This is a genomic window from Desulfobacteraceae bacterium, from assembly GCA_022340425.1.
In the GTDB taxonomy this organism is placed as follows: domain Bacteria; phylum Desulfobacterota; class Desulfobacteria; order Desulfobacterales; family JAABRJ01; genus JAABRJ01.
Genome location: JAJDNY010000127.1, coordinates 23997 through 38186, shown reverse-complemented (window position 1 = coordinate 38186; position 14190 = coordinate 23997). Strand labels below are relative to the sequence as shown.

Genomic DNA, 14190 nt, shown 5'->3' with positions numbered 1-14190 from the left:
GATCGAAACCGGTATGGGCGGCCGTCTGGATGCAACCAACATCATCGCGCCGGTTCTTTCGATCATTTCCAACGTTTCCATCGAGCATGAAATGTATCTCGGCAACACCCTGGCCAAGATTGCCGCCGAAAAAGGGGGCATCATCAAGCCCGCGACCCCCGTCGTTACCGGGGTCAGGCAGACCTCGGCCGTCAGGGTGCTGGAGGCCATGGCGCGCGAGCGCGAGGCCCCCCTCTTTCGATTGGGAAAAGATTTCCGCGTCCGCCGCCGCCCTGACGGGACATTTTCCTACTTCGGGATAGCCAACGTCTGGCACAGGATGCGCACCGGGTTGCCCGGCAGCTACCAGGTCGACAACGCCGGGGTCGTGCTGGCGGCCTGCGAGTTGCTCAATCAAAGTTCACGGGTGGAGATTTCCCTTAAGGCCATCCAGCAAGGCTTCGACCGGAGAATCTGGCCCGGCCGCTTGGAAATCGTGACCACCAACCCGATGGTCATTTTGGACGGCGCCCACAACCGCATCGCCGCCAAAAACCTGGCCGCCTATCTGCGCCAGACCCTTTCGGACCGCAAGATCACTTTGGTCGTGGGGATCCTCAGCGACAAGCCCTACCGGGCGATGCTGAAAAGCCTCCTGCCGGCCTGCGACCGGGTGATTTTGACGCGCCCCCAAATCGATCGGGCGCTTGACCCTGAGACACTATACGACGCCGCCCGCGACCTGACCGCGGAGATCACCCTCAAGCCTGATGTGGCCTCCGCGCTGCGATACGCCCTGGAGACCGCCGCGACCGATGAGGTCATTTGCGTGGGGGGCTCCCTTTACATGGTCGGGGATGCCAAAGCCGCACTTGCGCAGATGGGTTTGAGCCGCTGACCCTTTTCGCCTTCCCCTCCTCCAGCGGCGGTCCGGTGGGCACTGGCGGGCGCCCGGCTTAGGAAAAATCGCTTCACTTTCAGGGTTGACTTAACCCGGCCTATCCACTAAATAGATCCCACCTGCGCGGCAGCCGCCGCGCGCGTCCCACCACCGATACCGCCATGCGCCCGTAGCCCAGGGGATAGGGCGTCAGCCTCCGGAGCTGGAGATCGCAGGTTCGAATCCTGCCGGGCGCACCAGAAAAAGAACCCCCACGGGACAAAGAATTATTCTGTCCCGTGGGGGTTTTTGCGCCCGCCGCCTGCACCCGATGCAGTCATCGCAACCAAAAATAGAAAGCAACCTTTTCCGGAACTGTCAAGGCTGGCGAACCAGTAAAAATTCAAAATCCAGACAGTTCCGTTAAATGGCCAATATCAAGGCGCGCAAATCTCGCGGAGTGAGGCGTACTGCTGTACGCCGCAGCGACTTCGAGATGCAGCGCAACGCAGAAATTGGCCATTTAACGGAACTGTCAAGGCTGGCGCACACAGACCGTGATTCCGGCGCTGGCCGGGAACATCGTCGTCAGGGCGCGCGTATCGCCGTTTTGAACCGCTGCCAGGAGTTTTTCCACCGTGGTCGTTTCCCGGCGGGTGGGCGCGGCGCGCTCAGCGGCCTTTTTTTTCTCGCTGCGCAGGGCCTGCGCTTCGACTTTCAGTTCCTGCAACCGGTTCGCACCAGGGGTGATTGAAGCGGCCCCGGGCCGGGGCCGCCACAGAAAGCTCAGGCTTTTGGGGGACTTTGCGGCCTGCCCGGGAGCGACCAGGTCCAGAAGATTCTGAACCTGCCGGATTTCACGCCTCCTGGCCTTCAACGATCTGAGGAGACGGTTTCTTTGCCCCTTGGATTTTTTGGTCTCGCTGCGCAGCTGGCGCCATGAAATCAGATTGATCTTGTGCAGCACACGGGCCTCCTGAATTTCCCGCTCCAGCGGGGCCAACTGCGCTTCGACCGATCGGGCTTCCATTTTCCTGCTGCACAAAACCGCCTCCACCCGGGCCGTCAGGGGCGCCAGGCGGGCGCTGAGGTCGGCCAACAGCTTTTCATTTTCGGTCAGCAGCTCGGAGAAACGTCCCAGGGAAATGAACTCGCGATGGTCTTCCAAGCGCTCGATTTTCGTCCGGGTTTGCCGATAGAGGGTTGCCAGCTTGCGGTAACGGGTGTAGAGCTTTTCCTCGACGTGGGGATCGGGTTCAACCGTCATGTGCACCTCTTGCGCTTTTTATCCCGCAGGTTGCAGCCGTCCCGTTCAGGGGCCGCTGCCTTTGGGTGGGAAGACCGCCGCCGATGGGCACTTGGGGATGGCCGGGAACGTTAAAGAGACAACGACCGCCGGTAAGCGATGCAATTTTCACTCCACCTGATCGAGGGGCTGCACAACCTCGGTCTGCCGGCCTTCCATCGCGGCGAACCCCTCCCGGCGGCGCCACGCGTTGACAAATAGTGACACCCCGATGCCGCAAAATGTCGCCGGCCGCAATGGAGGGACTTGATTTGCCGCCGGATGGTCGGCTTCCCGGGGACCTTGGCGGCGTGCCGATCGCCGCGGCCGCCTTGAATTCCCAAATGGGCATGATTATCAATAGTGGTTATGAAAACACCTGCTGAAAAAGCCATCACACCCAAGGAAATCGAGAAAGAAATGGTTGAGCTGCTGTCCAAAAAATTTGGCGACAGTGTTCGCATCATTTCCCCCGTGGCGACAGCCCAAAAAGCGGAAGCCGATTCCGCCGGACCGGCCACCCGCCCCTCACCGGTCTATTTCGACCTCAAGCCAGAGGAACTGGTCGCCTACTTGGACCAGTACATCGTCAAGCAGGACCTGGCCAAAACCGTACTGGCGACCAAGATCTGCACCCATTTCAACCGTATCAACCACATGGCCGCCTCCCCGGATGAAATCGGCGAGATGGTGGGCAGCATCAAAAACAACGTCCTGATGCTCGGCCCCACCGGGGTTGGCAAAACCTACATGATCCGCTTGATTGCCAAAAAAATCGGCGTCCCGATGGTCAAGGGGGACGCCACCAAATTCAGCGAAACCGGCTACGTCGGCGGCGACGTCGAAGACCTGGTACGCGATCTGGTGCGCGAAGCGGACGGCGACATCGAGCGGGCCCAGTTTGGCATCATCTATATCGACGAGATCGATAAAATCGCCTCCAGCCGCAACCTGATCGGCGCCGACGTTTCCCGTACGGGGGTTCAGCGCGCGCTCCTGAAACCGCTCGAAGAAACCGATGTGGACCTCAAGGTACCCCACGACCCGATTTCAATGATCCAGGAGATCGAGCGCTACCGCAAAACCGGCAAGCGCGAAAAAACCACGGTCAATACCCGCCACATCCTGTTCATCGTCAGCGGCGCATTCTCGGAGCTGATCGACATTATCAAAAAGCGGGTATCCGATCAGGGCATCGGCTTCGGGGCGAGCGTGACTAAGGCGACCCACGGCACCCACCTGTTGCAGCATCTGAAGTCGGAAGACCTGATCCGGTATGGGTTCGAATCCGAATTCGTCGGCAGGCTGCCGGTGCGTGCGGTTTTTGAAAGCCTCGAGCAGGATGACCTTTTCGCCATCCTCAAAAGCCCCAACAATCCCATCATCCTCGGCAAAAAAATGGACTTTGCCGCCTACGGCATCGCAATCAAATTCAGCGACGAGGCCCTACGGCTTCTGGCCGGCCGGGCTTTTGAGGAGCACACCGGCGCCAGGGGGCTGGTCAGCGCGGTGGAGCAGGCGCTGCTGCCGTTTGAAAAACGCCTGCCCTCAACGAACATTCAGCGGTTCCCGGTGACCGCGGCCGTGATTCAAACCCCGGAGGCGGTCCTGGCGCAATGGCTGGCATCCCCCCGGGACCCGCAACGTTCTGCCGCCTTCGAGCGTATCGCCCAGGCCGAAACCCAATACGTTCGCGACTACATCCGCACCAACAGCCGCACCCTGACGGACAAGCACAACCTGACCCTGACCGAGTCCCGCATCGCCCTGGCCGCGGCCCACTACGCCGTGCACCTTCAAGATGTGGGCGGCGTGCTGCGCAAAATCAAAGCGCTCATAGATGAAACCAAAAACATCGAACTGAATTTTTTCAAGCGCCATGACATCAACATCGTCCTCGAAGAAGAGGCCATCGACTTTGTGGTGGGACAGTTTTTGACTGCCACCATCACACCGGAGGAGTTGGGTCGCAAGCTCTCCGCCGACTTCGAATTAGGTCTCAAGCTGGTTCAGGAAAAATCGGGAAAAAACCGTTTTTTTATCTCCAAGCAGGCCCTGCTCAGCCCCGAAGAGTATCTCAACAACCTGATCAAAAACGAGTTGCGCCAGGTTACGGGCGTTCAATTCCAAAGGACCTAATGCGATGATCGGAATCTCCAAGCTTTACTGCGGAACCGTGGAGCCCTCGGACGCCCTGCGCTACGGCCGCTCCTCGGCCCATCTGCCCTCGCATCTGCTGCAGTTCTCCAGGGACAAGCGGCCGGTGGTGGTCTGGAACGTCACCCGGCGCTGCAACCTGAAATGCGTCCATTGCTATGCCCAGGCCAAGGACATCTCCTTCAACAACGAACTCACCACCGGGGAGGGGAAAAGGCTGATCGACGATCTGGCGGGCTTCGGTGCCCCGGTTCTGCTCTTTTCGGGGGGGGAACCCATGGTGCGCCCTGATTTGGCCGAGCTTGCGGGCTATGCGGTGCAAAAGGGCATGCGGGCGGTCATTTCCACCAACGGAACCCTCATCACCCGGGAAAAGGCCCGCATTCTGAAAGAAATCGGCCTGTCCTACGTCGGCATCAGCCTGGACGGGATGGAGGCGGTCAACGACCGTTTCAGAGGGGTCAGGGGCGCTTATGCCAAGGCACTCGAGGGCATTCGCAACTGCCAGGAGGCCGGCATCAAGGTGGGGCTGCGCTTTACCATCAACAAGGCCAACGTCGCCGAAATTCCGAAGATTTTCGACCTTTTGGAGGAGATGCAGATCCCCAGGATCTGTTTTTACCACCTGGTTTATGCCGGTCGGGGCTCCAAACTGATCCAGGACGACCTCTCCCACGCCGAGACCCGGGCGGCCGTGGACCTGATCATAGACCGCACCAAGGACCTTCACGACCGGGGCAAGCCCAAAGAGGTCTTAACCGTCGACAACCATGCCGACGGCCCCTACCTCTACCTGCGGCTGCGTCGTGAAAACCCCGAAAGGGCCAAAGGGGTGCTCGAGCTGCTCAAGATGAACGAGGGCAACAACTCGGGCCGCGGCATCGGGTGCGTCAGTTGGGATGGGGAAGTTTACGCCGACCAGTTCTGGCGCCATTACAGTTTCGGCAATGTTCGCCAACGCCCGTTTTCGACCATCTGGACGGACACATCCGAGCCCCTACTGGGCAAGCTCAAGGAAAAGAAGCGCCATGTCAAAGGCCGCTGCGCCACCTGCCGCTGGCTGGATATCTGCGGCGGCAACTTCAGGGTTCGGGCCGAAGCGGTCAGCGGCGACGTCTGGGCCCCGGATCCGGCTTGCTACCTCAGCGACGATGAAATTGCCTGAGAGCGTGCCACCCAAACCAGGCAACGGTCCGGGTGGACCCCGCCCGGCCGGGGCGCCCTGCACGGCGGCACCGGCGGCCCATGGTCAGCTTGCTCAAGAGGTTCACGCTTCGCCCTGCTCGGCAAACCGGTTGGTCAGAAAGACACCGCTGGTCACCAGCGCCGCCCCGGCCAACAGGGCGTGGGTGAGGGGTTCGTCCAGGATCACAAAGGCCATCAGGACCGCGCTGACCGGGACGAAATTGATGAAGAGGCTGGCCCGGGTGGCCCCGATTGCCTGAATGCCTTCGTAGTACCAGAGAAATCCCAGGACCGTCCCGAATATCGCCAGGTAGGCCAGACCGGCCCAGGCCACCGCCGGGTAGCCCGCGATGGCGGTCCAGAGCCCCTCGCCCAGCGCTGGCCACAGCAGGCAGACGGCGCCCAGGGTGGCGGAGTAGGCCACCGCCACCAGTGGCGAGAGGCCCCGCAAAACGCCCTTGCCCACCAGCGAGTAGGTTACCCAACTCAGCACAGCACCGAAGATGTAGAGGTCTCCCGCTGCCAGAGGCTCCTGCAGCAGCCGGCCCACCTGCCCGTTGGAGATCACGACGGCAGCGCCGCTGACCGACATCAGGATGCCCAATCCCTGGAGAGCCGTCAGCCGCTGCTTAAAGAAAACCGCCGACAGCAGCGCGATCAGAATGGGGTTGTTGGCGATGATCAACGAAGCGCGACCGGCCGCGATCAGCTTGAGCCCCTTGAAGAAGAGAACGTTGTAGGCGAAGACCCCCGAGAGCCCCAGCACCAGCATCGTTAACCGCTGCGGCGGATTGAGCGGCGGCCACCGGCCCTCGATCCTGCGGACCAGAAACAGCAGACAGGCCGATGCCGCGGCAAACCGCAGAAAGGCGGCCGAGTAAGGGCCGACGCTTTGGGTGACCAGGCGCCCGGCGATAAACGTGCCGCCCCAGAAAACAGCGGTCAGCAGCAGCTTCAAGTGGACGATCATGGCGGGCGGGCTCCGCAGGACCTCAGAGGGCCGGCACCCCGGCTGCGAAGCCGACCACCGGCCCAGGGCCGTGGTCTTTACAGGCTGCAGTCGTCGCAGCTGGTCATTTGACGGGCCAGCACGCGGGCGGCCGTGACGGCGAAGTAGGTCACGATCATGTCGGCCCCGGCGCGTTTGATGGCGGTGAGGCTTTCCACCATATTGCAGACTTCGTCAACCAGACCGATGGCCGCGGCCCCCTTGATCTGAGCGTACTCACCGGAGACCTGATAGGCTGCCACGGGCAGATCGAAGGTTTCGCGGACAGCCTTGATGATATCCAGATACGGCAGGGCCGGTTTGACCATGACGATATCGGCCCCCTCTTCGATGTCCAGGGCGACCTCGCGCAGGGCCTCGCGGGCGTTGCCGGGGTCCATCTGGTAGGTCTTGCGATCGCCGAAAGCCGGACAGCAGTCGGCGGCGGCCCGGAAGGGCCCGTAGAAGGAGGAGGCATACTTGGCGGCGTAGGACATCACCGGCGTGTGCGCGAAACCCTGGGCGTCGAGAGCCTGCCGGATGGCGGCCACCCGACCGTCCATCATGTCCGAGGGGGCCACCATGTCGGCCCCGGCCCGGGCCTGGCTGAGCGCCGTACGGGCCAGCAACTCAAGGGTGGCGTCGTTGTCCACCGTGTGGCCGCAGACTATCCCGCAATGCCCATGGTCGGTGTACTCGCACAGACAGGTGTCGCAGATGACGCAGATCTCGGGCCGGGCGGCCTTGATTTCCCGAACGGCCAGCTGCACCGACCCGTCCTCGGCCCAGGCGCCGGAGCCGCGGCTGTCCTTGTGGGCCGGCAGGCCGAAGAGCAACACCGCAGGCACCCCCACCGCGTAGGCCTCTTCGGCGGCGACGGCCGCCATCGCCGGGCTGAGGTGATAGCAGTCGGGCATGCTCTTGATGGGCTCCCGATAGTGGCGGTCGCCGGTGGCTTTGACAAACAAGGGCAGAATGAAATCATGCGGGGTGAGCGTGGTCTCGCGCACCATATGACGAATGGTGGGGCTCATTCGCAGCCTGCGGGGGCGTTTGGCGGGGAAAGCCATTTCAACAGTCTCCAGTTTGCGTCTTGGGTTGCCGCAAACCGGCCTTCCTGAAGGGGCGCCGGTTGCAAAACAAACGGGTGATGCCCCGCATCACCCGGATTCCGAAGAACAAGATATAGCCCCTGGCATTTCGGGTTGTCAAGGCATTCCCCATGGCCGCAGGGCGCCGCCAAAGACCCGATCCGGGGCCTTGACCGCCGGCCGGACGGGGGGTATGGTGCGGCCTCACCCAGACAAAAAACCGCAACCAGTGCCACAGAGCGCCGCGGTTGCCACCCTGAAAGCGAAGCCTATACCATGAAGAACCCACACCCCCACGGCACCCACCCAACCGGCCATCCCCACAGCCCCCCCACGGAGGCCACCCTGCGGCTTGTGGCCTGGGAGGTCACCCGCAACTGCAACCTCTCCTGCAAACACTGCCGGGCGGCCGCCACTTGCGGCCCCTACAGCGGGGAGTTGGAAACCGGCCAATGCCTGCGGCTGCTGGACCAAATCGCCCAACTGGGCAGCCCCATCGTGATTCTGACGGGCGGGGAGCCGCTGCTGCGCGAGGACATATTCGAAATCGCGCGCTACGGCAGCGACCAGGGGCTGCGTATGGTGATGGCTCCCAACGGGACCCTGATTACGCCCGAATCGGCCCACCGGCTTGCGGCTGCGGGCATCCAGCGCATCAGCGTCAGCATAGACGGCGCCACCCGCGAGAGCCACGACCGCTTCAGGGGCGTGGCGGGCGCCTATGACGCCGCCCTGAGGGGCATCGAGCGGGCCAAGGCGGCGGGGATCGAATTCCAAATCAACACCACGATCACCAAGGACAACCTGGCCGAGATCAGCCGGATCCAGGAACTGGCCGTGAGCCTGGGGGCCGTGGCCCACCATATCTTCCTGCTGGTTCCCACCGGGCGCGGCAAGTATATCGCGGACCGGGCCATCGACGCCGCAGAGTACGAGCGCACCCTGAACTGGTTTTACGACCAGCGGGGCAAGACGCCGCTGCAACTCAAGGCGACCTGCGCCCCCCACTACTACCGCATCCTCCGGCAGCGGGCCAAGGCCGACGGCGAGCACGTCAGCTTCGAAACCCACGGGCTGGATGCCGTCACCCGCGGCTGCCTGGGAGGCACCGGCTTCTGCTTCATTTCCCACACCGGCATCGTCCAGCCGTGCGGTTTTTTGGAGCTGAACTGCGGCGACGTCACCCGCCAATCGTTTGCCGACATCTGGCGCACGTCCGAGGTCTTTCTGAAGCTGCGCGACTACGACAACCTGGAAGGCAAATGCGGCTGCTGCGAGTACAAGCGGGTCTGCGGGGGGTGCCGTGCCCGGGCCTACGAGGCCACCGGCAACTACCTGGCCGAAGAGCCGCTGTGCAGCTACATCCCGTCAGCCCGGAAAAAGGCCTGAAAGCCATCGGATCGCACCGGGGTTCCGCCGCCGGCAGGCTCGCGCTCCTAAAGATCATCGCGCCGAACAGGCTTCAGGACCAGGCCGGGTGGGGCTCGATGGCGTTTAGCACCAGGGTGAGCGGACGGTTTTCCTCGCTTTTACCGGCAAACCGGATGGGCCCGGGGCGCCTGTAATTGTCCGCTCCCGGTGTGGCGGCCAGCCACTTCTCGCGGCAGGCCTTGACCACCTGAAATGCCGGACTCTGAAGATCCACGATGCTCTTCTCCAGCACCAGGGTCAGGCGCCCCTTGCGCTCCTCCAGGTGCATCAGCGGGGCAATGGGGATCCCGATGGGCTCCCAACGTTTGAAATCCAGCTCCAGGTTGCGGATGGCCGCCATCTGACCGGTGGCGCCGTTGGCGATCAGGCTGAAGACCGTCAGGCCCAGGTTGTAGGTGTAGATGCAGTCGAAGCGCGTGGGGTCGCTGCCGCGGCCGTCGTAGCCGTAAAAGTGCACCTGGGTCTTGAATTTCGGGTCGGACTTTTCATAGACCTTCAAAACGGCCGCCGGAATGGGGGCCTCCTCGGCCAGCAACCCGGCCCGGACGAGTTCCTGGCGCAGGGTTTTCTGGGAGATGATGGTCTCCCGCAGCAAGAGCAGGCCGTCGTCATCGAAGTTGCGAAAAAGCACCGGGCCGAAGCCGTCGGGGTCCAATCCGGCCCGCAGCAGCGTCTTGCGATACCAGCCGCGCCCCAGCCCAAGCTTGTAGAGACCCTTCTCCTTCAATAGCTTGAGGTAGTCGGTTACCAAGCCCAGGATCACGTTTTCCGTATCCACCTGTGAGAACTGGAAGTTTCCGTGGCTGTCGCGCTCCATCAGGAGCCCTTCCTGAAAAAAGGCTGGAATGTCGTTGAAGAGGTCGTCGTCACGGGTGTTCCAGACGCTGAAGGTGCTGCTTTCGCGGGCGCGCCGGGCAAGGCGCCGGAGATACTCGAGCTTGTCCTCCAAAACAGGGAAATCCAGGTGGAAATCGGTGTCGTGGGTGGCGTTGTAGTCGGCGATGATGGTGTTCAGTTTGATGATGAAGACCTGGATTTCGTTGATGAACTCCAGGACGCCTTCGGGAATGACGGCCACGCCGTAGTTTTTACCGGCCGCCGCGCGCCGCACGATGACGTCGCAGATCACCCGGGAGAGGTGCCGCAGGGTCATCCCGTAGGCGGTGTAATCGGTTTCCCCGCTGCTGCGGACCTTGTCGATGCGCGAACGGTCGAAGTAGTCGGCCAGATCCTCGCCGATCAGGGTGATGTTGGCGTGGGTCTGCAGCGCGACCTCCAGGGCCAGGTGGCTGGCCACGCGCCCCATCACCTTGCAGATGTGCCAGTATTTGACGTCCGAGCTGCTGTCCGTGCAGAGGTTGCTGACCGCGTTGGCAAACGACCGGGCCGCGGTGTGAAAGCCGAAGGACATGGCGCACAGGCTGCGTCCGCCGGCGTCGCGCACCTGGATATCGCCGTCGATGGTCTTGGGCACCCCGATGACCTGGATCCCGTCGGCGTACATCGCTTCGGCCAGGAAGGCCGCATTGGTGTTGGAATCATCGCCCCCGACGACCACCAGGGCATCCAGGCCCAACTGCCGGCAGGTTTCCCGTGAAAGGGCCATCTTTTCCTGGGAATCGATCTTGGTCCGGCCGGTCCGGATCATGGTGAACCCGCCCAGGTTGCGGTGGGCGTCGACCACCTCGGCGGTGAGTTCGACGCACTCGTTTTCGATGATGCCGTCGGGGCCCATCAGGAAGCCGAAAACCCGGCTCTCGGGGTTGGCCTCGCGCGCCGCGTCAAACAACCCGGCAATCACATTGTGCCCTCCCGGGGCCGGACCGCCCGAAAAGACGATGCCGATATTGCGCCGCTTGCGGTAGCAGGCCTCAAAAGAGGGATCCGGCGAAGGCACCGCCGCCAGCATCTGGACCTTGTTGTCGATGATCCGCGGCAGTTTGCGGCGCGCTTCGGCATCGATTTCAAAGTGGTACTCCTCGACTGCCCGGAGGGAGGTGCAGGGAAAGGCGAACACCTCGCAGCGCGGCGGCGCGTAGTTGAGCCGCTCGCGATGCTCGGGGTTGACGTTGGCGGTCGCCTTGAGCACGTCGGGGTGCTGCAGAAGGGTTTCCAACCTGGACGATGGGCTCTGGGGCATGGCGCCTCCCTATGGCGTATCTGTTGGGTGTAAATGGCGGATGGTTGTGGAATGCCGCGACACACCGGACGGGCCGGATGCGGGCGATCCCGGCCTGGCGGGCCTCTCAGAGAACAGCCACCCGGTTGCGGCCTTGGGCTTTGGCCGCGTACATCGCCTGATCCACACGGTTGAAGAGGCTCAGGGGATCCGTGTCCGCGGCGGTTATGGCCGTCACCCCGAAGCTGATGGTCACCGTGAAGGACTGGTCCTTGAAGACAAACTGGGTCGCTTCGATCTCCCGCCGCAGTTTTTCGGCCACTCCGGCGGCGGCCTCGCGGCTGGTGGCCGGCAGCAGCACGATGAACTCCTCGCCGCCGAAGCGGCAAAAAAAATCGCTTTCCCGCAGCATGGGGCGAAAACGCAGGCTGATTTCGTTCAGGCAGCGGTCGCCGATGGCGTGCCCGAAACGGTCGTTGATCCGTTTGAAGTGGTCGACGTCGAAAAGCACGATCGCAAACGCCTGGCCGTAGCGCGCAAACCGCTGGAACTCCTCGCCGATGCGCTTCTCGTAGGCGCGCCGGTTGTATGCCCCGGTCAGGGAATCGATCAGCAGCTCGGCCTCGAGGCTTTCCGCGCGCCGGCGCGCGGCGGCGATCTCTTCGCGCAGACCTTCGAACTCCTGCTGCAGGCCGACCATCTGATTGTCCGCCAGCGCCAACCGCTGCTGATCCTGGCGGCGCTGCCGGGACAGCGCGCCGTTGATGGTTTTCAGCTTGGAGAGCACGGTCTGCTTCAGTTCCTCCAGGCTGCTGCTGAAGCTTACACTCCCTTTAAGGGCTTCAAACTGGGTTTCCAGACCATCGTGAAACCCGTCGTGGGCCACCTGGGCCTCCCGCGCCTGGCTGAGGGAGTCGAAAACCAGGGACTCCATGTCGCCCAGACGCTGGCCGATTTCCTGGATGAAGGTGGCCGCCTGCTGGCGTTCGCGGCTCAGGTGGCCGGCGTAATCCTTGACCAGCGCGACCAGCGCCTGGCGCATGCCAAGAGCCGCCGCAAGGCTGTCCGCCTGCCGCAGCCCCGCCTCGACGGCTTGCACCTGCTGCAGGTAGTCGCGGTCCAGGTGCAGCTTGAGCTCGGCGATAATCGACTGCGCAATCTCCTTGAACTGCTGTAAAAATGCGGTTTCCAGGGCGGGATGCTGGTCTTCGGGCTTTTCCGCTTTCAAAAAACGGTTCAGCAGCCGGTCGCCGGCATCCCGACGGGATACGGGGGGGTCGGCCTGGCAGCGAAGCAGGGCCGCTTTGAAGTCCGCGAAGGCCGTTTCCAGCTCGGCCACCGGGGTGTTGGCGGACGCCAGCTGCTTCAGGCGGTCGAGGGCGCCGTGCAACGGCGGGGCTTCCCATTGGCGCAGCTGCCGGGTCAAAACCCCCAGCGCACGGCGAAAAAACTGACCGTCGGCGGCCTCCCGCTGCTCCAGTTGCTGCACCCGGGCCAGCAGTTTTTCCCTGTGCTGGCGGCTGGTCGCCAGCTGGCGCTGGAGCACTTCGAGCCGCGCGGCCTCACTGGCGGAGAGCTCCACCGGAGCCCCGCCCGCCCCCCCCGGGGAAGGCCGCAACCCGGCGAACTCCCTGCGGTCCACCAGGCGGGCGGCGAGGAGGTCGCGGCTCAGTCCCTGGCCGCTTTCGGCAACCTCCCGCAAGACTTCTAGCAACGCATCGGCGATCACGGCCATTTGTTTGTCTGTGGCGGGGGGTGTCATGGGACGTTAATAACGGCCAAAGATTTTTTTTGTCAAGGATAATTGGTGGGTTGGCAGCCATGCGAGCAAGCCCGAAAGTCGCCCGGGTGGCGACCGGGCGCGTTGTTTTTGACTCTTCCGGGCATGGCCCGACGGCCGGCCGGCAGTCCCGAACAGCCGGCGGCCCCTAAAAACGACTTGCCATTTTGAACAGATGTGTTAAGAAATCCGTGTTTTATTTAAGGAGTAGCACATGAGCCAAAAACGTAGCAAACGCAATGCCGTTGAAGTTGTTTGCCCGAAATGCAAACACACCGAAATTGTCTACATCCGTGACGAAGACATTCCCAAATGTCCCAAGTGCCAGATCCCCATGGTCATTCGGGAAATCTTGACGGAGGGAAAATCCTACTGAGCGCGGTCTGCGCCCACCGGGGAAGGCCGCGATCGCCTGTTGGGAAACTCTTTAACCGCAATCAACCGAGGAGGAAAGCGAATGAAAAAGCGTTTGGTAACGGGTCTGCTGGTTTTTGCCGTGATCTGCCTGGTGGCGGGCGCCCCCGCCGGGGCCAGTGATATCGAACTGGCCCGGAAATCCACTCTGGAAGCGATTTTGAAAAACGGCGAACTGCGGGTCGGCTTCGAGGCCGGCTACATGCCTTTCGAAATGACCGACAAGAACGGCAATTTCGTGGGCTTCGACATCGACATGGCCAAGGAGATGGCCAAGGCCATGGGGGTCAAGTTCGTCCCGGTCAACACCGCCTGGGACGGCATCATTCCGTCGCTGATCACTGAAAAATTCGACATCATCATGAGCGGCATGACCGTCACCCAGGAGCGCAATCTCAAGATCAATTTCGCCGATCCCTACATCATCGTCGGGCAGACCATCCTGCTCAACACCAAACACGAAGGGGCTGTGGCGAGCTACAAGGACCTCAACGACCCCAAGTTCATCGTGACCTCCAAACTGGGCACGACCGGCGAGCAGGCCGTCAAACGCCACATTCCCAAATGCACCTACAAATCCTTCGAGACCGAAACCGAAGCGGCCCTTGAAGTGGTCAACGGCAAGGCCGACGCCTTTGTCTACGACCTGCCCTACTGCGTGGTGTTCATGGCCCAGCAGGGCGCCGGCAAACTGATCTTCATCGATCAGCCGTTTACCTATGAACCGCTGGCCTGGGCCGTGCGCAAGGGGGACCCGGATTTCCTCAACTGGCTCGACAATTTTCTGCGCCAGATGAAAAACGACGGCCGCTACGAGCTGATCTACAACAAGTGGATCAAAAGCACCGACTGGATCGAAAGCGTGCAGTGATTCGGCTTGC

11 protein-coding genes and 1 tRNA gene are annotated in these 14190 nt (G+C 62.3%); 7 read left to right on the top strand and 5 right to left on the bottom strand.

Annotation, left to right across the window (positions count from 1 at the left end; translation table 11 throughout):
- Together LJE63_10685 and LJE63_10680 are read left to right on the top strand one after the other, a co-directional pair.
- Nucleotides 1-877: bifunctional folylpolyglutamate synthase/dihydrofolate synthase (locus tag LJE63_10685; GenBank protein MCG6907077.1), on the top strand; the 877-nt coding region annotated here is incomplete at its 5' end.
- Nucleotides 878-1043: 166 nt separating this feature from the next.
- Nucleotides 1044-1119, top strand: a tRNA-Arg gene (locus LJE63_10680).
- 275 nt (nt 1120-1394) lie between these two features.
- On the opposite strand, the gene LJE63_10675 is transcribed toward LJE63_10680, so the two are convergent.
- Complete coding sequence (locus LJE63_10675; GenBank protein ID MCG6907076.1) at nt 1395-2126, bottom strand: hypothetical protein; 732 nt, start codon at nt 2124-2126, stop codon at nt 1395-1397.
- 387 nt (nt 2127-2513) lie between these two features.
- On the opposite strand from LJE63_10675, the gene LJE63_10670 reads away from it, so the two are divergent.
- Both LJE63_10670 and ahbC read left to right on the top strand, forming a co-directional pair.
- Nucleotides 2514-4283 carry an AAA family ATPase gene (locus LJE63_10670; protein ID MCG6907075.1) on the top strand — a complete coding sequence of 590 codons (1770 nt, stop codon included), beginning with the start codon at nt 2514-2516 and terminating at the stop codon, nt 4281-4283.
- A 4-nt stretch (nt 4284-4287) separates the two neighbouring features.
- Complete coding sequence (gene ahbC, locus LJE63_10665) at nt 4288-5466, top strand: 12,18-didecarboxysiroheme deacetylase (protein MCG6907074.1); 1179 nt, start codon at nt 4288-4290, stop codon at nt 5464-5466.
- 102 nt (nt 5467-5568) lie between these two features.
- On the opposite strand, the gene LJE63_10660 is transcribed toward ahbC, so the two are convergent.
- Nucleotides 5569-6456 carry a DMT family transporter gene (locus LJE63_10660; protein ID MCG6907073.1) on the bottom strand — a complete coding sequence of 296 codons (888 nt, stop codon included), beginning with the start codon at nt 6454-6456 and terminating at the stop codon, nt 5569-5571.
- 77 nt (nt 6457-6533) lie between these two features.
- On the bottom strand, nt 6534-7544 hold the full coding sequence (gene hemB / locus LJE63_10655) for a porphobilinogen synthase (protein ID MCG6907072.1): 1011 nt from the start codon (nt 7542-7544) through the stop codon (nt 6534-6536).
- Between the two features lie 297 nt (nt 7545-7841).
- On the opposite strand from hemB, the gene ahbD reads away from it, so the two are divergent.
- Nucleotides 7842-8954: a heme b synthase gene (ahbD, locus tag LJE63_10650; protein ID MCG6907071.1), complete on the top strand. Its 1113-nt coding sequence runs from the start codon at nt 7842-7844 to the stop codon at nt 8952-8954.
- A 73-nt stretch (nt 8955-9027) separates the two neighbouring features.
- Here ahbD and LJE63_10645 read toward each other — a convergent pair whose 3' ends face one another.
- Together LJE63_10645 and LJE63_10640 are read right to left on the bottom strand one after the other, a co-directional pair.
- On the bottom strand, nt 9028-11136 hold the full coding sequence (locus LJE63_10645) for a 6-phosphofructokinase (protein MCG6907070.1): 2109 nt from the start codon (nt 11134-11136) through the stop codon (nt 9028-9030).
- Between the two features lie 106 nt (nt 11137-11242).
- Complete coding sequence (locus tag LJE63_10640; protein ID MCG6907069.1) at nt 11243-12850, bottom strand: GGDEF domain-containing protein; 1608 nt, start codon at nt 12848-12850, stop codon at nt 11243-11245.
- A gap of 259 nt (nt 12851-13109) precedes the next feature.
- Here LJE63_10640 and LJE63_10635 point away from each other — a divergent pair, with 259 nt between their 5' ends.
- Complete coding sequence (locus tag LJE63_10635; protein ID MCG6907068.1) at nt 13110-13271, top strand: hypothetical protein; 162 nt, start codon at nt 13110-13112, stop codon at nt 13269-13271.
- Between the two features lie 81 nt (nt 13272-13352).
- On the top strand, nt 13353-14180 hold the full coding sequence (locus LJE63_10630) for a transporter substrate-binding domain-containing protein (GenBank protein MCG6907067.1): 828 nt from the start codon (nt 13353-13355) through the stop codon (nt 14178-14180).
- Nucleotides 14181-14190: the final 10 nt, after the last annotated feature.

Coding starts and splice junctions, on each gene's coding strand:
- LJE63_10635 (MCG6907068.1), top strand. CDS start 13,110: ATGAGCCAAAAACGTAGCAAACGCAATGCCGTTGAAGTTGTTTGCCCG.
- LJE63_10660 (MCG6907073.1), bottom strand. CDS start 6,456: ATGATCGTCCACTTGAAGCTGCTGCTGACCGCTGTTTTCTGGGGCGGC.
- LJE63_10670 (MCG6907075.1), top strand. CDS start 2,514: ATGAAAACACCTGCTGAAAAAGCCATCACACCCAAGGAAATCGAGAAA.
- hemB (MCG6907072.1), bottom strand. CDS start 7,544: ATGGCTTTCCCCGCCAAACGCCCCCGCAGGCTGCGAATGAGCCCCACC.
- LJE63_10675 (MCG6907076.1), bottom strand. CDS start 2,126: ATGACGGTTGAACCCGATCCCCACGTCGAGGAAAAGCTCTACACCCGT.
- ahbD (MCG6907071.1), top strand. CDS start 7,842: ATGAAGAACCCACACCCCCACGGCACCCACCCAACCGGCCATCCCCAC.
- LJE63_10645 (MCG6907070.1), bottom strand. CDS start 11,136: ATGCCCCAGAGCCCATCGTCCAGGTTGGAAACCCTTCTGCAGCACCCC.
- LJE63_10630 (MCG6907067.1), top strand. CDS start 13,353: ATGAAAAAGCGTTTGGTAACGGGTCTGCTGGTTTTTGCCGTGATCTGC.
- ahbC (MCG6907074.1), top strand. CDS start 4,288: ATGATCGGAATCTCCAAGCTTTACTGCGGAACCGTGGAGCCCTCGGAC.
- LJE63_10640 (MCG6907069.1), bottom strand. CDS start 12,850: ATGGCCGTGATCGCCGATGCGTTGCTAGAAGTCTTGCGGGAGGTTGCC.